Here is a 21,189-nt window from a genome sequence, read left to right on the forward strand (position 1 = left end):
AAAAATGAAAACCCACGGAACAGACCCAATCGATCAATTGGCGGTAGCTACGTTGCTACAACAGTACGCATGGGCTTCAGATGCCCGTGACAGAACGATATTAGAGGCATGTTTCACGTCAACGGCAACGGTGTGGATGTCGGATGCAGATGAGGAGTTAAAGAAAGTGGTCGAGGGCAGTGACGACATCGCCGATTGGGTGATTGCCCGTCATCGAGCCGAATTTGATGCTGGCCACGTTCGACGGCATATGTTGGCATTCCCGTTACTGACAGCAAATTCCGACCACATCATCGCGAAATCGTACTTTGCCGTTCTAGTTCGCGATCAAGACGGCCTGCGACCCGCCGCAATGGGGTGGTACGAGGACGAACTCGTAAACGAGTACCAGGCATGGCGGATTCGCCGGCGCGTGGTTCACATCGACAAAAACGACAGTGCATCTGCACCGAATCAGGAGACCAAGAAATGACATCGACCGATAACAAAGCACTGGTGGACACCTACTTCAGGCATTTCACCGCGGGCCGCTACGACGAAGCACTCGACATGCTTGCGCCAGATGCAACGGTCTGGATCTGCGGAAAGCCAGACAGGTTCTCGCTTGGCGGCGTGCGAAGCAAGGCCCAGTTCTCGGAACAAGTTCGTGGCGTCACCAATGCGGTCCCCAAAGGGCTGACGCTGCATCCCACCAAGTTGATCGCAGAGGGCGAATGGGTTGTCGCCGAGACCGATGTCTCGGGAATTTCGGCCAACGGTCGAACCTACGAAAACAAGTACGTATTCATATTCGAGATCAAAAATGGGCGCTTCAAGACGCTCAAGGAGTACCTTGACACCATGCATGCCAAGGAAACGTTTCTGGACTAAACAGCGGCAAGACCGCGCGCGAACTCCCCCCCCCCCACCAAATAGGAGACAGCAATGAAAGCCCAATCAGCGCACACACCGCGCAACAACACCCGGCGTGCAGCCCTGCGACTCGCATTGGCGGTCACCGTAGGCACCTCGTTCGCAACCTTTGCCCGGGCAACGGAGACGATCAACGTGGCCTTCGTGTCAGGCTTCCCGCCAAATGCCACATTTGTTGCGGCATTCAACTCGGGATTCGCTCCGGCAGTTGACAAGGTGCTCGCAAAGACGGGGAACTACAAGGTCCGTTGGAACTTCGCCCACAGCGGCCAGATTGCCAAGCCGCGTGGTGAGTTGGAGGCGTTGCAAGGCGGTCTGGCCGATATCGCAGCAGTTCCAGGGCCGTACCACTTTGATCGAGCTCCCATGTTGGAAGTGGTCTATCAGACGCCTTTCAGCGGACACGACGCAGCACAAATGAGTGACGTGTTTCAGCAGATGGAGAAGAAGTTTCCGCAAATCCAGCAGGGCTGGGCGAAGTTGAACCAGCGCGTTCTGGTTGCAACGGCGAACGCAGACAGCTACGTCCTGGTTTTGACCAAGCCCGCGCGGACTGTTGCGGAACTCAAGGGTGTGAAAATCGGCGCTGTGGGCCCCAACAGCCCGTGGCTCCAATACGTTGGGGCAACGCCTGTGCAGGCCGCGATGGCAGACTGGTACACAGGAATGAACACCGGTGTCTACCAGGGCGCGATGACGCCCCCGCAAGCATTGGGCGCGTTCAAGCTGTGCCAGGCGGGAAAGTACGTGGTTGACGCGGGACTGGGCGCCAGCGGCATCATCAACCTGAACGTCAATCTGGCGTTCTGGAACAAGCTGCCAGCCGAAGTCAAGCAGGCCTTCGAAGAAGCGGCCCCGGTATACAACAAGGAGCAGCTGCGCATTCTCTTTGAAGGATCGAAAGAGGCGATGGAACTGTGCCGCAAGCAGTATGGCATGGTTGAGATCAGCTTTTCGCCAGAGGAGCGTGCGCGTTGGGCAAAGGGCATGCCGAACATTGCACAGGAATGGGCGCAACGCATGGAGAAACAAGGGCTTCCGGGTAAGGAGGTGTTGACCTTCTACATGGACGCCATGCGGGCCAGCAAGCAGCCTATTGCACGCCACTGGGACCGGGAATGATGTCGTCCCGTCCCCACACGGCAGCACGGCGCGCATTCGACTTCGTTGTTGAAGCTTCGAACTTCCTTGCGTCCGTGCTGATATTCGGCTTGATGCTGCTGATGGTGGCAGACGTCACGCTCCGCTATTTCTTCAATGCCCCCATCACGGGGGTCAACGAGATGATGGAAATCGCCATCGTGGCGATGCTGTATATGCAGGTGACGCAGGCACTGAAAGACAATCGGCACACCCGATCCGATGCGTTCTTCACTACGATGACGCGTCGAAGTCCTGCCGCGGGCCGTGTACTTACAACCATCTTTTCGCTCGCGGGAATGTCGTTGATGATTGCGGTCGTCTGGGTCGGAGTACCTGGCGTCAGAGAGGCCCTGGCTGACAACTACACGATTGGCACGCATGGAGTGTTCATCGTCCCCGAATGGCCTATCCGCCTCGTGATCGTTTTCGGTTGTTCACTCATGGCAATCGAATTCGCCAGGGCGGCGTATCAAGCTGTCCGCTCCTTGGTGACGAGAGATGCCACTGAACCGATTGTTGTCGCGGAGGCGAACGATGCCGGGATTTGAAACAGCTGCCATCTCGATTGTCGCGATGCTGGTGCTCATCTACATGGGCATGCACATTGCAGTCGCACTGTCGTTGATCTCTTTTATTGGTGTATGGATCATCAAAGGCAATGTCGATGTGGCGATGAATCACCTTTGGGGCGCATTCTCGAAGACGATCGACAGCTCGGTATTCGCCGTCGTGCCGCTCTTCGTCTTGATGGGAAACCTCGCCGGAATCGCAGGGGTTGGAAGAGATACGTACGACGTAGCCCAACGGCTCATTGGGCGCATGCGCGGCTCCCTTGCGATTGCAACCGTGGTGGCCAACGCCATCTTCGCAGCGATAACGGGAGTGTCGGTGGCCTCGGCTGCGGTATTTGCCAAGTTGTCTGTGCCTGAGATGCTGCGTCACGGATATCGTGCGCGGTTTGCCGTTGGCGTGGTGGCTGGGTCGTCGGTTCTGGGTATGCTGATACCGCCCAGCGTTCTCATGATTGTCTACGGCATCATTTCTGAGCAGTCAATCGGAGACATGTTCATTGCTGGAATTGGGCCGGGGCTGTTGTTGACAGGGGCGTTCATTGCCTACATCGTTGTAGCGTCGTACAAGTTCCCTGCCTTGGTCTATGAAGGTGGTAAACCACCGGTTCTCGATGCGACCAATAGGCCGGAGAGCGACAGCATTCGTCCGCTCTGGAGTCAGGTCAGCGCTGTCGTGTCACTGATCTCCATTGTTATTGGCGGCTTGTACACGGGTGTATTCACGGCGATCGAAGCTGCAGCTGCGGGCGCCTTCGCAGCCTTCGTCATTGCGCTTTGTCGGCGATCGCTTACTTGGGCTTCCACTCTCCAGGTGGTGCGCGATTCCGGGAGTATTACGGCTGTGGTGTTGTTCCTGATCGTTGGCGCCAGCATGTACAGCCGGATGCTTGGCGTGTCGGGGCTGCCGACGCAGATTTCGGAATGGATACTCACGGTTGAGGCCAACTTCTGGCTTCTGATGGCGTTGTACATCCTGATGGTAATTTTCCTGGGCACGCTGATTGACTCCATATCGATCATGTTGATCATGGTTCCCATCTTCATGGTGGTCTTCAAACCCTACGACATCGATCTGATCTGGTTTGGCGTCGTGACAGTGATGGCAGCAGAAATCGGGCTATTGACGCCGCCGTTTGGTCTCTCCGCTTTCGTGGTCCACTCTGCCTTGGCCAGGCGCGACATCAGTCTCAAGGACGTTTTTGTCGGATCCGGGGCCTTTGCCGCTGTGATGTTCGTGGTGCTCCTGGCCGTCGTTGCGGCGCCCCTGATCGCCACAGGTCTTGTGTACTTGAAACTGTAGGTGTACGAATGGACATCGGTTTCATCGGGGCTGGTGCGATGGGTGTACCGATGATTCGGCGCCTCCTGGCGGCTGGTCACAAGGTCAGGGTCTACAACAGGACGCCGCATCGGTTGCACACACTTGTAGAGGAAGGTGCCGTATCTGTTGATTCGCCGGCTGCTGCTGCGACCAGTCCGGTGACTGTGAGCATGCTCGCAGACGACGATGCTGTGAATGCTACTGTGCTGGACGCGGGCGTGTTGGACGCTATGCCCCGGGGTGCGGTGCACGTCTGTATGGCCACCATTAGCGTTTCATTGGCTGCCCAGATGCGCGATGCGCATGCCCGGCACAGGCGAGGATTTGTTAGTGCACCCGTGTTTGGGCGTCCGGCTGCCGCCGCAGCTGGCAAGCTGTTTATTCTGGCAGCGGGTACTGCGGCTGATCTTCAAGTGGCCGCGCCCGTGTTTGAGGCAGTCGGACAGAAGACCTTCGAGTTGGGGGCCGATCCGGTCGCAGCCAACGTGGTCAAACTTTGCGGCAACTTGAGTGTTGCAGTTATGAACGAAACATGGGGTGAGCTGTTTGCGCTAGCGGGCGCGCACGGTGTTGCAGCCCAACAGCTGGTGGATGTTCTCACAGGCTCCATCTACCCGGCGCCCATCTATCGCCTTTACGGCGATTTGATTGCGCAGGAGGCATATTCCCCACCGGCCTTTCCGCTGCGCTTGGGGCTGAAGGATGCGAAGCTGGCGCTTGGTGCCGCTGACAGCGCCCACGTTGCGCTTCCACTGGCAAGTTTGGTGCGAGACCAGTACCTGAAAGCCGTGGCGCGGGGGTGGTCAAACCTAGACTGGGCTGCCCTGGGACAAGTGAGCAGGGAGGATGCCGTTGGCGAATCTTGATGCTTGGCCGCTGTTTGACGAGGTGCAGCGCACTCGACCCAGAGCGGCGCTGGCTCCCATGCGAATCAAAGGTTGTGTAGCGGCAGCGTCGTCTTGTAACGCACCTGCTTGAGCGCGAAGCTGGATCGGATTTTCTCGATGTCGGCGATCGGCGTGAGCTGGTCGAGGATGAAACGCTCTAGCGCTGCGATGTCTGCCACGACCACACGGATCAGGTAGTCCGAGTCGCCGGTCATGAGGTAGCACTCCATCACCTCGTCGTGTTCGGCGAGCCTCGTCACCTCGGGCGGCGTCACGCGCGAAGTGGCTTACTTTTTCGATGCAAGGGCCAACCGCCACGTCATCGCCGATGACAAGGACGCGCTCAAGCGCTGGCTTCGCAACACGGGCGCCAACCCTGGCGACAAGCAGATCTACCCGACCTGGCTGTTCCGCCCTTCGCAGCCGTGGACGCCGCGTGAATTTCCGGAAACCGGCGACGAAATTACCAAGTTGCTCCCGCAAGACATCGTCCGAAAGTGCCTGGAGCCTGGGCTGCTGTCGCCGTTCCTTTTCGAGGTCGACACCAAGACCGGCACGGCCTTCGCGGCAGTGGTGCTGCGGGGCGCCGAGCGGCGTGATGTGATGAAGGGTTTTCGGCACATGCCGAAGGTGCCTGCTGAGCGCATTGTCGGCTCCTACTCGAAGCGGCCTGTCGAGCGCTGCAAAGTCGCACGTGTCGACGGGGCATGGGTTCACGGTCGGGATCACCCTTCGAGCTATGCGTCGGTCAGGAACCGCAAGGTGGCCATCGTGGGCTGCGGCGCCATTGGTGCGGCGGTGGCGCGCCTTCTCGCCCAGGCAGGAGTGGGCGAACAGATCTTCGTCGACGCCGACAGCCTGTCGACGGCCAACGTTTCTCGGCATCCGCTGGGCATGTTCCACGTCGGCATCAACAAGGCCTCGTCGCTGAAAGAGCACCTGCGACGTGAGTTTCCTCACCTGACATTTGAACACGCGTTTCGCAACCGCGTCGAATGGCTAGGCTCCAAGGACCTTGACCATTTGGCAGGCGCCGACTTGATCATCACGGCGGGCATCGACTTCGACGGCGAGGCAGCGCCGGACCATTGGCGACGAAGCCTGGCACGCCCTCCGGCTCACCTCAGCACCTGGGCCGAGGCCTATGCGGCCGCAGGGCATGCTCTCTTGCTCTACGGCCGGGCGTCGATCCTGGCGGGGTTTGACGGCGAGGAGCGGCCGAACTTCCGGTTGACGGATTGGTCGGATGAATCCGGGGCACTCATCGTGGAGGCTGGGTGTGGCAACAGCTTCCAGCCGCATGGCGTGATCGATTTGCACCCCACAGTAGGGATGGCGGCCGGGCTGGCACTCGATACGCTGCTGGACAAGGTGCCTGCCTCGTGCCGCCGCGTGTGGATGGGCGACCCCGAAGTGGTAGAAGCCAACGGCGGCATACTGCGAGAGACCTTCACCGACCGGCTGACGATGCGCGAGTTTGTCTGGCCATGATCTGCTTGTTTGCAAAGCCTATGCCGAAGCACTCGATCGTCGGGCATCTCGACGACATCTCTCAAGCTCTGTCGATTGCCCTGCCGGCCTTGCAACACGTCAGCCGGCACCGACAGTCCGCCCCTTGGGCAACAGAGGCCGGCGGCCAGCTGTTTGGCACGCTCAATGCCACACAGGTCTGCGTGACCGAGGCCTCTGGCCCGTATGCTGGCGACGAGCGCTCCAGGTTTCGCTACCGCTCTAACCCCGCCGCCGCACAGCGCGCGATCGAGGACCGACACAAACGTGGTCTGCTGTACCTGGGCGAGTGGCATGCGCATGTCGAAGACCACCCAAGCGCCTCGGGACTCGACGACGATGCCATGCGCCGCCTGATCGCCAGTTCGCAGCTGAACAGCAACGCGCTGCTGATGATGATCGTGGGACGGGCACGAAGTGCATCAGGACTCGCGGTGTGGAGCGTTTCCAGTGCGGCTGCTCGCCGATGGATTCTGAGCGCGAACCCGGAGGAAACCTGACCTGAGCATCGGCGTTGCGCTTGTCATCGCCATGCTTCGCCAACTCCTGGCGAATGGTCTGCTCAGCCTGGGTCGCCCTGGCATAGTCGCACGGCTGTTAGCCTGACCGGGAGCAACTGCTTTCGCGTGCTTCAGTCACTCACCGGTCAAGCTCGAACGGCAGCAGTCAGTCTTGAGCTGTCCTCATCACCCGAAGTACAGCAGGTCAGCGACAGCTGACGGTGTCGGGTTCGTCATTCATTCAGTCTCAAACACTGCGGCGAACCATCATTTCCTTGATCTTGCTGATGGCACCCGCCGGGACCAATCCTTTGGGGCACACGTCCACGCAGTTCAGGATGTCGCGGCAGCGGAACAGGCGGAACGGGTCGTTGAGGTGGTCCAGTCGCTCTGCGGTGGCGGTGTCGCGGCTGTCGACGAGGAAGCGGTAGGCCTGCAACAGGCCGGCGGGCCCCACGTACTTGTCCGGGTTCCACCAGAAGCTGGGGCAGGCCGATGAGCAGCACGCACACAGGATGCATTCGTACAGGCCATTGAGCTCCTCACGCTGCTCGGTCGACTGCAGGCGCTCCCGCTCCGGGGGTGGTGCCGGGTTGATGAGGTAGGGCCGGATCGAGTGGTACTGCTTGAAGAAGTCGGTCATGTCGACGATCAGGTCGCGGATGACCGGCAAGCCCGGCAGGGGTTTGAGCGTCACCACGCCGTCCAGCGACAGCATGTTGGTGACGCATGCGAGCCCGTTCTTGCCGTTGATGTTCATCGCGTCCGAGCCGCAGATGCCTTCGCGGCAGGAGCGCCGGAATGACAGGCTCGGGTCCATCGCCTTGAGCCTCATGAGCACATCGAGCAGCATGCGGTCGCCCGGGTTGACCTCGAGCTGAACCGTTTGCATGTGCGGCTTGACATCGACATCCGGGTCGTAGCGGTAGATCCTGAAGGTGTGCATTACCGCTTCAGCTCCGACAGTTTCGATGTCACCTTGCTCCACTCCTCGGCGTCCGGCAGCGGCAGCTTGGTGCGCACGATGGGTTTCCATTCGCGCGCCAGTTCGGCGTTCAGTGCCGTGAAGTGCAACTGGTCGGGCGGCACATCCTCTTCGGCGTAGATGGCGTTGACCGGGCATTCCGGCACGCACACCGCGCAGTCGATGCAGTCTGCGGGGTCGATGGCGAGGAAGTTCGGCCCTTCGCGAAAGGCGTCGACCGGGCAGACGTCCACGCAGTCGGTGTATTTGCAGCGTATGCAGGCTTCGGTGACGACGAAAGTCATGGTCGACCCCAGTCAGAAAGGGCTGCTGCGGATACAGCCAGTGGAGACAGGTGGGCCATCTGCTCAGCCGTCCTTTCCGTCGAGGCGGGTCGTGACCAGCCAGGGCGAGAACACCATCAGGTACAGGGCAAACGCGAAGCCCCAGGCGGCTGCCGCGGCCACCAGCCAGATGACGAGGTGCTGCGGCGCCAGCAGCGGCAGCAGGACCCTTGCCACGGCAGCGCCGGCCACCAGCAGGTACGCGGCTGTCTCAAGCCTTGAGGCCTGCAGTGGCCGCCCGGTGTGGCCGCGTGCGGTGCGGGTGATCATGCCGATGATGAGCCCGCCGGTGGCGCCCACCGCCAGGGCGTGGATGCCGGAGGACACGCCCACCACGCCGAGCTGGGACAGCGCGAGCAGCGCGAGGCCGATGGGCAGCCACGCATAGGCGAGGTGCAGCACCCAAAGGATGGGGCGCGAGCGTGTGCGCAACGGTTTCCAGCGCAGCAGGCGAAGGGCATGCAGCAAGGCCGCTGCACCGAGCACGGTGGCGCTGAAGATGCTGGCCGGTGCCAGCACCCACAAAGCCAGCGCGATGGCCGTGGTACCGAGCGTGGCCCGTTCCAGAACGGGTGGCACCTTCAGCCGCATGCCAGGCAGCGCCGACTGGGTGAACGCCGGGATCACCCGCCCGGCGATCACGCACTCGATCATCACGATCATCGCCAGCCCCGCGTGCAGGGCGCGAACCGGATCCACGTCGATGAGCCCGCTCACGGCGCCGTGAAACACCGCGTTGGCCAGGGTCAGCAACAGGAGGATGAAGCCCAAGGGCAGGTTGCGCCCGCCGCCCGCGCGCAGGAGCAACGCGATGAAGATGCCGGCCACCAGCGGCAACAGCAGCAGGTCCAGAAGCGCATAGACCCCATACGGTGCAAAGACGGCTGCCAGGCGGGCCGCCAGCCACAAGCCCGCAAGCGCTGCCAGCACGGCGCCTCGTGGCGTGTCCAGCCCGGTCCAGGCTTTGCCCGCCGTCAGCAGAAAACCCACGATGACGGCAACCGCAAAACCGAACAGCATTTCATGGGCGTGCCACAGCACGGGCGAGAGCGTCAGGTTCAAGGACATCTGCCCCAGCAGGACGGCGATCCACAGCGGGATGGCGAGCATGCCGTATGCGGCGGCTCCCAGGTAGAACGGGCGAAAGCCGAGCCGCAGCAATGGCCAGCCTTGCGGCGATGGCAGGCGGGCCGAATCGGTGGCGGTGGGCATGGGCAAGGGGCTCATCCAATGGGGATCGGGGCCTGGAGCACATCCAGCCCAGGCGGCGACGTTAAATATTCATTTAAAATGCATCTTATAGGGATCTGCTGACCAGGGCAAGGCAATACCCGCCAGGCCGGCATCAAAAAAGCACGCGGGTGCGCAAGGTACCGCCCACACCGGCCAGCCCGGCCAGGGCGGTGTCGGCATGCGCGGCGTCGACGTCGATCACCACATAGCCCACGTCGTCGCGGGTCTGCAGGTACTGCGCGGCGATGTTGATGCCGTTGTCGGCGAACACCCGGTTGATGGCCGACAGCACGCCGGGCATGTTGCGGTGCACGTGCAGCAGGCGGCGCTTGCCGGGGTGGGCGGGCAGCGCCACCTCGGGGAAGTTGACCGACGAGGTGGTGGTGCCGTTGTCGCTGTACCGCACGAGCTTCTCCGCCACCTCGTTGCCGATGTTGGTCTGTGCCTCCAGCGTGGAGCCGCCGATGTGCGGTGTCAGGATCACGTTGTCCAGGCCGCGCAAGGGCGAATCGAAGACGTCGGCGTTGCTCTGCGGCTCTTGGGGAAAGACGTCGATGGCGGCGCCGGCCAGGTGGTGCTCGCGCAGCGCGGCGGCCAGTGGCTCGATCTCGACCACGCGGCCGCGCGAGGCGTTGATGAGCACTGCGCCGGGTTTCATCTGCGCGATCTCGCGCGCGCCGATCAGCCATTCGGTGCTGGCGTTTTCGGGCACGTGCAGGCTGACCACGTCGGCCGCTCCCAGCAGTTCGGGCAGGGTGGCCAGCTGGCGGGCATTGCCCAGCGGCAGCTTGCTGAGCACGTCGACGAAGACCACCTGCATGCCCAGCGCTTCGGCCAGCACCGAGAGTTGCGAGCCGATGGCGCCGTAGCCGATGATGCCCAGCGTCTTGCCGCGGATCTCGTGCGCGTTGCGGGCCGTCTTGAGCCAGCCGCCGCGGTGTGCCACCGTGCTCTTTTCGGGCACGCCGCGCAGCAGCAGGATGGCTTCGCCCAGCACCAGCTCGGCCACCGAGCGGGTGTTGGAAAACGGTGCGTTGAACACCGCGATGCCGCGCTGTCGTGCGGCCACCAGGTCGACCTGGTTGGTGCCGATGCAGAAGCAGCCGATGGCGATCAGCTTGGGCGCGTGGGCCAGCACCTCGGCGGTGAGCTGGGTGCGCGAGCGGATGCCGACGAAGTGCACATCGGCGATCTTGCGCCGCAGCTCGTCGTCGGACGGCGAGCCCGCCATGGTTTCGATCTGGCTGTAGCCGGCCGCTTGCAGCGTGGCGGTGGCCGAGGGGTCGATGCCTTCGAGCAGCAGGAAACGGATCTTGCGCTTGTCGACCGAGGTGGTGGCGGCTTGGAGGCTGGAGGGGGGCAGGGCAGTGCTCATGTCCGACCAATGTAGTCGGGATCAAGCGTCCTTGCGCAGAGCATCCCTATCCACCAACGGGGTCTGCGGATGCCGTCTCAGTAATGCGGCGGCAGCTCGTCGCGCGGGTCGCGCGCCGCGGGTGCGGCGTCGGGTTCACCGCGCTGGCGCAGGCGGCTCACCTCGCGCAGCAGCAGCTCGATCTGTTCCTGCTGGCGTGCCACCAGCTGGTTGAGCGTGTCCAGCAGGTCCTCGGCATAGCTGGCCTTGATTTCCAGCTCGGTCAGGCGGTGTTCGGTGGTGTCGGGGCGGGAAGGGGTGGTGGCCGTCATGCCCTGTATTGGACGCGATGTCGGGCCGCGGTGCGAAGGCCTGTGCTAAAACCCGCGGCACCATGCGCCCTGCACACGTCCTCGCCGTCCACCTCAGCCCGGTGCACGCGTTCTCCAAGTCGATGACCACCGCCATCACGCTGCTCGCCGGCCTGGGCGTGCAGGGCGATGCGCATTGCGGCGAGACCGTGCAGCACCGCTCGCGCGTGGCGCGCGACCCGGCGCAGCCCAACCTGCGCCAGGTGCACCTGCTGCAGGCCGAGCTGTTCGATGAGCTCGCGCACCGGGGCCATGCGGTGCGGCCCGGTGACTTGGGCGAGAACATCACCACGCGCGGCATCGACCTGCTGGCCCTGCCCACGGGCACCGAGCTGCGTCTGGGTGCCGCGGCCGTGGTGCGCATCACGGGTCTGCGCAACCCGTGCGCGCAGATTGACCACTTCCAGCCCGGCCTGATGGCCGCGGTGCTGGACCGCACGCCCGATGGTGCGCTGGTGCGCAAGGCCGGTGTGATGGCGGTCGTGCTGTGCGGTGGCGTGGTGGCGGTGGGTGATGGCGTGCTGCCGGTCTTGCCCGACGGGCCGCACGCACCGCTGCAACCCGTGTAACGCGGCGTTTCACACCGCGGTTACCGCATCACAGGGAGTCTGTGCGTCATCGCACAGACTCCGACCCCGTCGCAAGCGACCCTTCGGTGCCCTCCGCAACTCGCGGGTCACACACCAGGAGCTTGCGCATGCCAGAAATCGTTCGGCCCCTTGTCCATCCCGAGGCCGCCTTCACCGAGACCCTGCCGCAGCCGCGCGAACCCCAGCGGCAGGTGCTGCCGGTGCGCCACTGGCTGTCCCTCGCTGCCGCCTTCGCCGACATCGGCGGGCTGGTCAGCGACGACGAACTGGCCGACCTGATCCGCGCGCAATGCACGGACGATTCGCAGCCGCTCGTGTCCCAGCCGATCTCGCTGGTGGCGCGCTGGATCGTCGCGCAGCGGGTGTTGACGGTCGAGAGCCCCTGGGGCCGCATGCTGCCGCTGTTCCAGTTCGACCTGCCGCGCGCGGCCGTGCACCCGGGCATGCGCCTCTTGCTGGCCGAACTGCGGGGCGTGCTGGACGACGTCGAACTCGCGCTGTGGTTCGTCACGCCCAACGAATGGCTCGGGGGTGCGCGCCCCGCGCTGGCGATGCAGACGATGCTGCCGGCCGTGCGCGACGCCGCCCGGGCCGATCGGTTCGTGGCCCTCGGCGGTTGAGGGCCCCGGGGCGTCTCAAGGCGCAGTGCAGGCGGCGTCGCGGGCCAGCGCGGCTTTCCATTCGGCCACGGTCGCCTCCAGGTCGTCGGCCGTCATCAGCGCGCGCACCACGCCGACGTTGCGCACGCCGGCGGCCAGCACCTCGGGCAGGTTGCGCAGGTCGATGCCGCCGATCGCCATGTGCTGCACGTCGCGCAGCAGGCGTGCGTACGCGCGCAGGCGGCCCGTGCCCTGGGGCGCGGTGGCCATCTGCTTGAGCGTGGTGGGGTAGACCGCGCCCATGGCGATGTAGCTGGGGCTGTGGCGCTCGGCGATCAGCATCTCGGCATAGCCGTGCGTGCTCAGGCCCAGGCGCAGGCCGGCATCGCGGATGGCGGCCAGGCCTTCGGGCGTCATGGCCTGCAGGTCCTCCTGCCCCAGGTGCACGCCATGGGCCCCGGCCTCGATGGCCGCTTCCCAGTGGTCGTTGATGTACAGGCAGGCGCCGGTGTCGCGCACGCCTTCGACGGCGGCGCGCACTTCGGAGCGGACCGCGTTGGCGTCGCCCGACTTGAAGCGCAACTGCACCGTGGGCACGCCGGCGCGCGCCATGCGCACTGTCCATGCGGCGTCGGGCATCACCGCATACAGGCCGATGTCGCGGGGGCAGGGTGCGTAGGCCTGTTCTCGTGGATAGGGCGCCATGTGGAAGTCGGCCGGTTCGTCGGGCCAGGCGCCCGGGTCGAACTGGCCGGTGCGCCGCGTGCGCGTGGCCCAGGCGCGCGCCACGCACAGCGCGTCGGCGGGCACAAAGCCGAGCGCGTGGCAGGCCTGCAGCGCGGCGGTGAACACCGGGTCGTCGGACGCGGGCGCAGGGGCCTCAGCGCCCGGCAGCACGGGCAGGGCCAGGGATGGGTGCGCGTCGATGATGTCGCGCGCCATCTGTTCGGTGGTGCTGGTCAGGTTCATGTGTGGTGCCAGAACGGGGTGCCCAGCACTGGCGTGCTCGGCTGGGCGCTGGCCTGGGGCTGCATCGCGCCCGAACGGAATGCCGCGCGCCCGGCGCGCACCGCGTCGGCAAAGGCGCCGGCCATGTCCACCGGCGACTGCGCCAGCGCCACGGCGGTGTTGAGCAGCACGGCGTCATAGCCCCATTCCATCACGGTGCAGGCGTGCGAGGGCAGGCCCAGGCCGGCGTCGACGATCAGCGGCACGCCCAGGCGCTCGCGCAGCAGGCGCATGGCGTAGGGGTTGACCGGCCCCTGGCCGGTGCCGATGGGTGCGGCCCAGGGCATCACCGCCTGGCAGCCCGCGTCCACCAGGCGCTGGCACAGCACCAGGTCCTCGGTGCAGTAGGGCAGCACCTTGAAGCCGTCGTTGATGAGCTGGCGCGCGCAGTCCACCAGGTTGAGCGTGTCGGGCTGCAGGCTGTAGTCGTCGCCGATGAGTTCGAGCTTGATCCACGGGGTGTTGAACACCTCGCGCGCCATCTGTGCCGTGGTGATGACCTCCTGCGTGGTGTGGCAGCCCGCGGTGTTGGGCAGCACCGGCACAGCGAGTTCCTGCAGCAGCTTCCAGAAGGCCGCGCCGGCCTCCGGTTGTGCCGCGCCCTGGCGCCGCAGCGAGGCGGTGAGCATGGCAGGTTGCGCGCGTTTCACGGCAGCTTCGAGCGTGGCGGGTGAAGGGTAGCGCGAGGTGCCCAGCAGCAGGCGGCTGGCGAAGGTCTCACCGTAGAGCAGCAAAGGGTCGTCGTGGGTGAGCGTGTTCGTGTTCATGTCCATGGTGGTGTTCCTCAGCCTCCCGTGATCGGGGCGATGATCTCGATGCGGTCGCCTTCGGCCAGCGCATGCTGCGCATACGCGGCGCGCGGCACGAACTGCAGGTTGACGGCAGCGGCGAACACGGCCGGCGTCTCCCATGCGCGAAGTGCGTCGGCCAGCGTGGCGCCTTCGGGCAGTTCGCGGGGTTCCTGGTTGATGAGCACGTTCATGCGGTCGTTCTTTCAGCGGATCAGCGCCAGGCCAAGGCGTTCGGCCAGCGGCGAGCGGTCCTGGTCCACCAGTTCGAGCGCCGCGTCCAGCAGGGCGGGCGCAATCATGAAGCCGTGGCGGTACAGGCCGTTGATCGCCATTCTGCGCGGTGCGGTCAGGCGCAACGCGGGCAGGTTGTCGGGCAGGGTGGGGCGCAGTTGCACGCCCAGCTCGACGATGCGCGCCTCGCCAAAACCGGGGTGCACGGTGTAGGCCGCGCTCAGCAGCTCCAGCGCGGAACGCACGCTGGCCGGCGAGAGGTCGTCGGACTCGATCTCGGTGGCGCCGATCACGAACAGGCCTTCGGGCTTGGGCGCGATGTACAGCGGGTAGCGCGGGTGCACCAGGCGCGTGGGGCGCGAGAGGCTGACACCCGGCGCGTGCACGCGCGCCACTTCACCGCGCACGCCGCGCAGCGCGTTCCACTGGGGCTGCGCGCCCAGGCCGCGGCAGTCGAACAGCCAGGTACCGGGGCCCGGGTCGACCTCGGCGGGTGTGCTCGGTGTGTGCCAGTGCAGGTCCACGCCGAGCACCTGCATCTGGTGCGCGAGCGCGGCGAGCAGTTCGCGGTTGTCGAGCTGGCCCTCCTGCGGCAGGTACAGGCCCTGCACGAAGCGATCGGCCAGCGCGGGTTCGATCGCGGTGATGGCGCGGCCGTCCAGGCGCTGCGCGGGTGCCAGCGTGGGCAGGGCGGCGCTGGTGCGCGCCAGCTGGCCGGCCAGGCGCTCGGCCTCGGCCGCGTCCTGCCGGTGCCACAGCACCAGCGTGCCCTGCTGCTGGAAAAACACCGGGCGCTCCAGCGTGGCCAGCAACTGCGGCCAGCGCGCCAGCGCATGCTGGCCCATGCGCACCACGTTGAGTTCGGTCACGGCCGATTCGGCCAGGGGCGCGAGCATGGCCGCGGCCACGCGCGCGGCCGCGTGTTCCGCCTCGGGGCCACCGGCGTCGAACACCTCCACGCGCAGCCCGCGCCGCGCCAGCGCGCAGGCGAGCAGACGGCCCATGAGGCCGGCGCCGAGGACCACCGCGTCGGGTTTTTGCGAGGTGTTCATGTCAGTTCATCTCGATCCTGAAGCATCTTGGCGTGCGTGCCCTCACCCCAACCCTCTCCCGGAGGCAGAAGGAGAAGAAGCGCCGCGCGCGGGGCGCCTCTCTAGAATGCGCGCCATGACGAACGAACCCCAGCGCTACACCCGTGTCCTGTCGATCGCTGGCTCCGACAGCGGCGGCGGCGCCGGCATCCAGGCCGACCTGAAGACCTTTGCGGCGCTCGGCTGCTACGGCATGACCGCCATCACCGCGCTGACCGCGCAGAACACGCTGGGCGTGAGCGCCATCCACGGCGTGCCGCCCGAGATGCTCAAGGCGCAGCTGTGCGCGGTGTTCGACGACATCGGCGTGGACGCGGTGAAGATCGGCATGCTGCACGCGCCCGACATCGTGCGCACCGTGGCCTGGGCCCTGAAGCACTACGGCGTGCGGCGCGTGGTGCTCGACCCGGTGATGGTCGCCACCAGTGGCGACCAGCTGATCACCCCGATGACAGTGCAGGTGCTGGTGGACGAGCTGTTCCCGCTGACCACGGTGGTCACGCCCAACCTGGACGAGGCCGCGCTCCTGCTCAGCCGGCCTATCGAAGCGGCGCACGAGCTCGAGGCCGCCGCGCGCGACCTGCTCGCAATGGGCGCGCCCGCCGTGCTGCTCAAGGGCGGGCACCTGCCGGGCGATGAGGTGGCCGACCTGCTGGTGGCCGGCTCCGGGCTGTCGCGCCGCCTCGCTTCGCCGCGCATCGCCAGTCGCAACACACACGGCACGGGTTGCACGCTCTCGTCGGCCATCGCCGCGCACCTGGCCCTGGGCGAGCCCCTGGAGCAGGCCGTGGTGCTCGCGCGCGGCTACATCCTGCGTGCCATTGCCGAAGGCGCCGACGTCTACACCGGTGGCGGCCACGGCCCGCTCAACCACGGCTTTGCGCCCGTGGCGCAGATCAAACGGGCACGGGACTGAAGCGCGGCGCGGCATGAACATCAGGCCTGGGCCGGGGTGAGGCCACCGGCGCTGCGCGGCCGCGTGAGCGCGGCCAGCACGAAGGTGATGGCCAGGGTGGGCAGGGCGGAGCCCAGGTCGGGCGCGTACTGCTTGATCAGGTGGTAGGTGGCGATGCCGGCCACCCACAGCACGGCCGCACTCCAGTCCACCGTGCGCGCGCTCACGCCCGGCACCGCCGTGCCACTGCCCAGGCGCCCCAGGATCACGCCGTACAGCGGCACGAAGACCGAACTCAGCAGCAGCAGGAAGGGCTCGAGCGTGTGGATCGGCAGCACCAGCGCGAACGCGGTGCAGACCACGGCGAAGCCCAGGCCGGCGGCGCGGATGCTCCAGCGCGGGCGCAGGCTGTGCACCGAGACCGCGCCCGAGTGCGCGTCGCCGTAGGCGTTGTCCATCTCGTCGAGCAGGATCAGGCCGAGCGCGATCAGGCCACCCTGCGCGAGCAGCAAGGCTGCCACGAGGTTGGTGCCCGGCTCCACCGTGCTCACCACCAGCACACCCAGCGCGTAGCACCAGATGTTGGCCAGCGCATAGCCCAGCCAGGTGCCGCCCAGCGTGCTGGCGGCGCGCTTGCCGTGGCGGGCGTAGTCCGCCACCAGCGGCAGCCAGGAGACCGGCATCGCGATCACCAGGTCCATGGCGGAGAACAGGCCCATGCCGCCGGTGCCGGGGCGGTTCCAGAACGCATCGAAACCTTGCGCGTGCAGGCGCGTGCCGAACTGCCAGGTCAGCCAGGCCAGCGAGGCCACCACCAGCGGCAGGCCGAAGCGGCTGACGAAACGGCGCACCAGCGTGAGCATGGAACCCGTCATGAGGGCGATCAGCACGCCACCCCAGAGCAGTGTGGCCAGCAGCTTGCCGGACATGCCGTCGAGCAGGCCACCCGGTGCGGCGCCCAGCGCCTGCTGGAGGATGGCGACCGTGCCCTCCTGCATGATGACCAGCTCGAAGGTGGTCCAGCCGAGCAGCTGCGCGATGTTGAGCAGCACCGGCAGGCGGGCGAAGGCGCTGCCGTAGGTGGCGTGCATCAGGCCCGCGCTGGACAGGCCGGTCTGGCAGCCCAGCCGCGCCGTCCAGGCCAGCAGGCCGGCACCGACCAGCGAACCCAGCACGATGGCCACGAGCGCGTCGCGCGTGCCCACCGCCGGCACCAGGTAGGCACCGATCTGCATGACCAGCAGGCCCGTGCCCAGGCTGAACCAGAGCGCGGCGTGTTCATGGAAATGGAAGACCCGGTTGCCTTGCGGCACGGGGGTCAGGGCCTGGTTGGCCGGAGAAGACGGGAAATGGTCGGATGCCATCAATTTGCTCCATGCAATTTGAGGCAGGTGGGCTGGGCCGGAAGTCGCACCCGGGGCGCGTGATGAGGCGGCGGGTGGTATCGGCCTGCTTCCCTGCGCGAGGATTACCTCAATCAGGTTCGAAGGGACTTTCTCAGTCGCGGCCGTGGTCAGGAACCCCGGTGCAACACCCCTAGCGGATATGCCTTGCGGCACGGGTGGGAGTATACGTTCGCGCTGTTCCGCAGGCCGCGCGCGCCATGAAAAACGCCCCGCTGCCAGTGGGGCGTTGTGCGGCGCGGGCCGATGCCGATCAGGCCAGCGTATCCGCCCAGATGTTGCGCGCCCAGGCCATGGCGTACTGGCCTTCGAGTTCGCTCGCGGCGGAGGAGACACCGCCCGAGCCGGCCACCGGCAGCATGGTCTTCTTCTCGGCGTCGTAGCGGTGCACGCTGGCCACGTGCACCACGTCCGTGGCGGTGACGAAGCTGTAGCAGGTGTTGGCGTAGATCGGCAGCGACGGCGGCTCCTTGCCCTCCAGCAGCGAGACCACGGCCGCTGCGCAGGTCTTGCCGTGCTGGTTGGCCATGTGGCCCGACTTGGGCATGGCCGGTGCCACCTGGATCGAGTCGCCGAGCACGTGGATGTTTTTCGCCGCCTTCGATTCGAAGGTGAGGAAGTCCACCTCGCACCAGCGCGCGTTGGCGGTGGCCAGCCCGGTCTTCACCGCGATCTCGCCCGCGCGCATGTTCGGGATGACGTTGGCCACGCCGGCCTTGAAGTCGTCGTTGAAGTCGAACTTCAGGGTGTTGGTGGCGGCGTCCACGTCGACCACCTTGTGTTTCGGCCGGTAGTCGATCATGCCGTCGTAGTGGTCCTTCCAGGCCTTCATGAACAGGCCCTTCTTGGACGTGATGTCGTCGTTGGCGTCGAACACGACGACCTTGCTTTTCGGCTTGGCGACCTTGAAGTAGCTCGCGACCATGCAGGCGCGCTCGTAGGGGCCGGGCGGGCAGCGGTACGGTGCCAGCGGAATCGACAGCGCGTACACGCCGCCGTCGGGCAGCGCCTCCAGTTGCCGGCGCAGTGCCACCGTCTGCGGGCCGGCCTTCCAGGCGTGCAGCACCTTGTCGGCCGCGCCGGGTTTGGCCATGCCGGGCAGGGTGTCCCACATGAAGTCGATGCCGGGCGAGAGGATCAGGCGGTCGTAGGGCAGTTCGCCGCCGCTGGCGAGCTTCACGGTGCGCTTGTCCGGGTCGATGCTGGCGACCATGTCGCGCACCACCTTCACGCCATGGCGACGGCTCAGGTTGTCGTAGGGCGTGGTGATGTCGGCCATGGTCTTGTGGCCACCCAGCACCAGGTTGGAGATCGGGCAGGAGACGAAGCTCGCGTTGGGCTCGACCAGGGTCACGTCGATGCGGTTGTCCGAGAACATGCGCACGTACTTGGCGGCGGTGGCACCGCCATAACCGCCACCGACGACGACGACTTTGGCACCGCTGCCCATGGTGGCGCAGCCACCGAGCAGGCCCAGACCGGCCACGGCCGAACCGGCCCCCAGCGTTTGAACGAATTGACGGCGTTGCATGGTGTGGGCTCCTTATTTCTTCTGGGTGGCGAAGTAGCCGGCGATCTGGGCCAGTTGCTCGTCGGTGTAGCCCTTGGCGAGCTGGTGCATCACGGTCGCGGGGCGCTTGCCGTTCTTGAAGTCGAGCAGCTTCTGCAGCAGATCGTCCTTGCTCTGGCCGGCCAGGGCGATCGTGCCGGGCTGTGCGCGCCCGTCGGTGCCGTGGCAGTTGGCGCAGGCGGCCGCCCACACCTTGATCTGGTTGACCTGGGCGTGCGCGCCCGCCGCGGCGGCGCAGAGCACACCCGCCAGCAGCCAGTTCTTCGTTCTCTTCATCGTGGTCTCCTGAGCGTGGTGAAACGTAAGGTCGCCAAAAACTGTAGCAATGAAGTGCCACCAGTCTTTGTGCATGGCCATGCTACACGGGCGGTCGAGGTCTTGTCTGGCAGGCCATTGCGCCCGCCCTCTTGTGGGCACGCCGGCGCGCCCGCTGGCCCGGAAAGTCTGACCGGCTTCGCGAACTTGTTGGTGCGGGTTTGTACCAATCAGAATATCAGCAACTACTCATATAGTCGTTTCATCGCAGCGACTGACCCTCGCGCATCACAAGGAATCCGCTCGTGTCCCAAGACCTGAACGACGTCATCGGACGAGTTCTGCCCGCCCCCGAAAACCACCTGAGCAGCGACAAGCTGGAGCAGGCCCGCAAGGCCCGGCGCAGCTTCATGGGCAAGGCCCTCGCGATGGGCGCAGGCGCCGTCTCCGCCGCCGCGGGCGCGCGCGCCCAGGCCGCCGACGGCGAAGACGTCATCCTCAAACTGCCCGCGCACAGCACTGGCCTGGGCCAGTCCGTGGTCACCCAGGGCTATGGCGTGCCCAGCCAATGGGAGGGCAATCTGCAGCGCCGCCAGAGCCCGGGCCTCACGCGCGTGCCGCAGGCCTCGGTGAGCTTCGCGCCGCTGCAGGGCCTGTTCGGCATCATCACGCCCAACGGCCTGCACTTCGAGCGCCACCACCAGGGTTGGTGGGACATCGACCCCTCGAAACACCGCCTGATGGTCAACGGCCTGGTCAAGCGCGAGCGCGTGTTCACCATGGACGACCTGATGCGCCTGCCCAGCGTCTCGCGCATCCACTTCATTGAATGCGGCGCGAATTCCGCACCCGAGTGGGGCAATGTGGCCCTGCCTTCGGTGCAGTACACGCACGGCATGCTGAGTTGCTGCGAATACACCGGCGTGCTGCTCTCCACGTTGCTGGAGATGTGCGGCTACGACAAGAAAAACGGCAAGTACGTGCTGGCCGAGGGCGCCGACGGATCGTCGATGACGCGCACCATCGACATGGACCGCGCCATGGACGACTGCCTGGTCGCCTGGGCCATGAACGGCGAGATGCTTCGCCCCGAGAACGGCTACCCGCTGCGCCTGGTGGTGCCGGGCATCCAGGGCGTGAGCTGGGTGAAGTATCTGCGCCGCCTGGAAGTGGGCGACCAGAAATGGGCCACCAAGGATGAGGCCGTCCACTACATGGACCACATGCCCGATGGCACCCACCGCCAGTACACCGGCATCCAGGAATGCAAGAGCGTGATCACCACGCCCTCGGGCGGTCAGACGCTGCTGGACAAGGGTTACTACAACGTCACCGGCCTGGCCTGGTCGGGGCGGGGCACGATCAAGCGCGTGGACGTCAGCGTGGACGGCGGGCGCAACTGGCGCACCGCGCGGCTTGAAGGCCCGGTGCTGCCCAAGGCGCTCACCCGCTTCAACATCGACTGGGTGTGGGACGGCAAGCCCGCCGTGCTGCAGAGCCGCGCGATCGACAGCACGGGCTACGTGCAGCCCAAGATCAACCAGCTGCGCGCGGTGCGCGGCACGCGCTCGATCTACCACCAGAACGCGATCCAGTCGTGGCGTGTCGCGGAAAACGGCGAAGTGTCCAACGTCCAAGTCTATTGA

At 65.6% G+C, this 21,189-nt stretch carries 24 protein-coding genes, 1 pseudogene and 1 riboswitch; of the genes and pseudogenes, 12 read left to right on the forward strand and 13 right to left on the reverse strand.

What is annotated here, in order from left to right; translation table 11 throughout:
- The first annotated feature begins 4 nt into the window (after positions 1-4).
- From AB7P10_RS01435 to AB7P10_RS01460, 6 genes are read left to right on the forward strand one after another with little or no spacing between them, the layout of a single operon-like run.
- Positions 5-472 (forward strand): nuclear transport factor 2 family protein, encoded by a 468-nt coding sequence (locus AB7P10_RS01435; protein WP_428292048.1) that lies wholly within the window; start codon positions 5-7, stop codon positions 470-472.
- Positions 469-870 carry a nuclear transport factor 2 family protein gene (locus AB7P10_RS01440; protein WP_428292049.1) on the forward strand — a complete coding sequence of 134 codons (402 nt, stop codon included), beginning with the start codon at positions 469-471 and terminating at the stop codon, positions 868-870. Before AB7P10_RS01435 ends, AB7P10_RS01440 begins: the two co-directional genes overlap by 4 nt.
- 54 nt (positions 871-924) lie before the next feature.
- Positions 925-2,034 carry a TRAP transporter substrate-binding protein DctP gene (gene dctP / locus AB7P10_RS01445; protein ID WP_428292050.1) on the forward strand — a complete coding sequence of 370 codons (1,110 nt, stop codon included), beginning with the start codon at positions 925-927 and terminating at the stop codon, positions 2,032-2,034.
- A complete protein-coding gene (locus AB7P10_RS01450) occupies positions 2,031-2,603 on the forward strand; it encodes a TRAP transporter small permease subunit (protein WP_428292051.1) in 573 nt (190 codons plus the stop codon). The genes dctP and AB7P10_RS01450 overlap by 4 nt, the downstream gene beginning before the upstream one ends.
- Entirely contained in the window at positions 2,554-3,927 is a 1,374-nt protein-coding gene (locus tag AB7P10_RS01455; RefSeq protein ID WP_428292052.1) for a TRAP transporter large permease, read from the forward strand. Before AB7P10_RS01450 ends, AB7P10_RS01455 begins: the two co-directional genes overlap by 50 nt.
- Before the next feature lie 8 nt (positions 3,928-3,935).
- Positions 3,936-4,814: an NAD(P)-dependent oxidoreductase gene (locus AB7P10_RS01460; RefSeq protein WP_428292053.1), complete on the forward strand. Its 879-nt coding sequence runs from the start codon at positions 3,936-3,938 to the stop codon at positions 4,812-4,814.
- Between the two features lie 65 nt (positions 4,815-4,879).
- Here the strand turns inward: AB7P10_RS01460 and AB7P10_RS01465 are convergent.
- Positions 4,880-5,089 (reverse strand): annotated as a pseudogene (locus tag AB7P10_RS01465) (Lrp/AsnC ligand binding domain-containing protein); the annotation flags it as partial.
- A gap of 28 nt (positions 5,090-5,117) precedes the next feature.
- On the opposite strand from AB7P10_RS01465, the gene AB7P10_RS01470 reads away from it, so the two are divergent.
- Together AB7P10_RS01470 and AB7P10_RS01475 are read left to right on the forward strand one after the other, a co-directional pair.
- Complete coding sequence (locus AB7P10_RS01470; protein WP_428292054.1) at positions 5,118-6,326, forward strand: ThiF family adenylyltransferase; 1,209 nt, start codon at positions 5,118-5,120, stop codon at positions 6,324-6,326.
- A complete protein-coding gene (locus tag AB7P10_RS01475) occupies positions 6,323-6,844 on the forward strand; it encodes a Mov34/MPN/PAD-1 family protein (RefSeq protein ID WP_428292055.1) in 522 nt (173 codons plus the stop codon). Before AB7P10_RS01470 ends, AB7P10_RS01475 begins: the two co-directional genes overlap by 4 nt.
- A gap of 247 nt (positions 6,845-7,091) precedes the next feature.
- On the opposite strand, the gene AB7P10_RS01480 is transcribed toward AB7P10_RS01475, so the two are convergent.
- From AB7P10_RS01480 to AB7P10_RS01500, 5 genes are all read right to left on the reverse strand, one after another.
- Positions 7,092-7,790 carry a succinate dehydrogenase iron-sulfur subunit gene (locus AB7P10_RS01480; protein WP_428292056.1) on the reverse strand — a complete coding sequence of 233 codons (699 nt, stop codon included), beginning with the start codon at positions 7,788-7,790 and terminating at the stop codon, positions 7,092-7,094.
- Positions 7,790-8,113, reverse strand: a complete 324-nt coding sequence (gene fdxA / locus AB7P10_RS01485) for a ferredoxin FdxA (RefSeq protein ID WP_428292057.1) — start codon at positions 8,111-8,113, stop codon at positions 7,790-7,792. The genes AB7P10_RS01480 and fdxA overlap by 1 nt, the downstream gene beginning before the upstream one ends.
- Positions 8,114-8,176: 63 nt before the next feature.
- Entirely contained in the window at positions 8,177-9,364 is a 1,188-nt protein-coding gene (locus tag AB7P10_RS01490) for an NnrS family protein (RefSeq protein ID WP_428292058.1), read from the reverse strand.
- Between the two features lie 133 nt (positions 9,365-9,497).
- Positions 9,498-10,760 (reverse strand): phosphoglycerate dehydrogenase, encoded by a 1,263-nt coding sequence (gene serA, locus AB7P10_RS01495; protein WP_428292059.1) that lies wholly within the window; start codon positions 10,758-10,760, stop codon positions 9,498-9,500.
- Between the two features lie 77 nt (positions 10,761-10,837).
- Positions 10,838-11,071 (reverse strand): SlyX family protein, encoded by a 234-nt coding sequence (locus tag AB7P10_RS01500; protein WP_428292060.1) that lies wholly within the window; start codon positions 11,069-11,071, stop codon positions 10,838-10,840.
- Between the two features lie 62 nt (positions 11,072-11,133).
- Between AB7P10_RS01500 and AB7P10_RS01505 the strand changes: the two genes are divergently transcribed.
- Positions 11,134-11,679, forward strand: a complete 546-nt coding sequence (locus AB7P10_RS01505; protein ID WP_428292061.1) for an MOSC domain-containing protein — start codon at positions 11,134-11,136, stop codon at positions 11,677-11,679.
- 128 nt (positions 11,680-11,807) lie between these two features.
- Positions 11,808-12,320, forward strand: a complete 513-nt coding sequence (locus AB7P10_RS01510) for a hypothetical protein (RefSeq protein ID WP_428292062.1) — start codon at positions 11,808-11,810, stop codon at positions 12,318-12,320.
- Between the two features lie 15 nt (positions 12,321-12,335).
- Here the strand turns inward: AB7P10_RS01510 and AB7P10_RS01515 are convergent, their stop codons facing one another.
- The 4 genes from AB7P10_RS01515 to AB7P10_RS01530 are packed head-to-tail and all read right to left on the reverse strand — an operon-like array spanning position 12,336 to position 15,381.
- Positions 12,336-13,268 carry a thiamine phosphate synthase gene (locus AB7P10_RS01515; RefSeq protein ID WP_428292063.1) on the reverse strand — a complete coding sequence of 311 codons (933 nt, stop codon included), beginning with the start codon at positions 13,266-13,268 and terminating at the stop codon, positions 12,336-12,338.
- A complete protein-coding gene (locus AB7P10_RS01520; protein WP_428292183.1) occupies positions 13,265-14,074 on the reverse strand; it encodes a thiazole synthase in 810 nt (269 codons plus the stop codon). Before AB7P10_RS01520 ends, AB7P10_RS01515 begins: the two co-directional genes overlap by 4 nt.
- Before the next feature lie 17 nt (positions 14,075-14,091).
- Complete coding sequence (gene thiS, locus AB7P10_RS01525; protein ID WP_428292064.1) at positions 14,092-14,289, reverse strand: sulfur carrier protein ThiS; 198 nt, start codon at positions 14,287-14,289, stop codon at positions 14,092-14,094.
- A 12-nt stretch (positions 14,290-14,301) separates the two neighbouring features.
- Positions 14,302-15,381, reverse strand: coding sequence for an FAD-dependent oxidoreductase (locus AB7P10_RS01530; protein ID WP_428292065.1), 1,080 nt, complete (start codon positions 15,379-15,381; stop codon positions 14,302-14,304).
- 115 nt (positions 15,382-15,496) lie between these two features.
- Between AB7P10_RS01530 and thiD the strand changes: the two genes are divergently transcribed.
- Positions 15,497-16,336, forward strand: coding sequence for a bifunctional hydroxymethylpyrimidine kinase/phosphomethylpyrimidine kinase (gene thiD, locus AB7P10_RS01535; protein WP_428292066.1), 840 nt, complete (start codon positions 15,497-15,499; stop codon positions 16,334-16,336).
- 20 nt (positions 16,337-16,356) lie between these two features.
- On the opposite strand, the gene AB7P10_RS01540 is transcribed toward thiD, so the two are convergent.
- From AB7P10_RS01540 to AB7P10_RS01550, 3 genes are all read right to left on the reverse strand, one after another.
- The gene (locus AB7P10_RS01540; RefSeq protein WP_428292067.1) at positions 16,357-17,679 is read right to left on the reverse strand and encodes a purine-cytosine permease family protein; all 1,323 of its coding nucleotides are present in this window, start codon (positions 17,677-17,679) and stop codon (positions 16,357-16,359) included.
- A 73-nt stretch (positions 17,680-17,752) separates the two neighbouring features.
- A riboswitch (TPP riboswitch) is annotated at positions 17,753-17,863 on the reverse strand.
- 108 nt (positions 17,864-17,971) lie between these two features.
- Positions 17,972-19,249, reverse strand: coding sequence for an FCSD flavin-binding domain-containing protein (locus tag AB7P10_RS01545; protein WP_428292068.1), 1,278 nt, complete (start codon positions 19,247-19,249; stop codon positions 17,972-17,974).
- A gap of 12 nt (positions 19,250-19,261) precedes the next feature.
- Positions 19,262-19,564, reverse strand: coding sequence for a c-type cytochrome (locus AB7P10_RS01550; protein ID WP_428292069.1), 303 nt, complete (start codon positions 19,562-19,564; stop codon positions 19,262-19,264).
- A gap of 284 nt (positions 19,565-19,848) precedes the next feature.
- Here AB7P10_RS01550 and soxC point away from each other — a divergent pair, with 284 nt between their 5' ends.
- Entirely contained in the window at positions 19,849-21,189 is a 1,341-nt protein-coding gene (gene soxC / locus AB7P10_RS01555; protein WP_428292070.1) for a sulfite dehydrogenase, read from the forward strand.

The organism is Hydrogenophaga sp. (genome assembly GCF_050182545.1).
Classification (GTDB): domain Bacteria; phylum Pseudomonadota; class Gammaproteobacteria; order Burkholderiales; family Burkholderiaceae_C; genus Hydrogenophaga.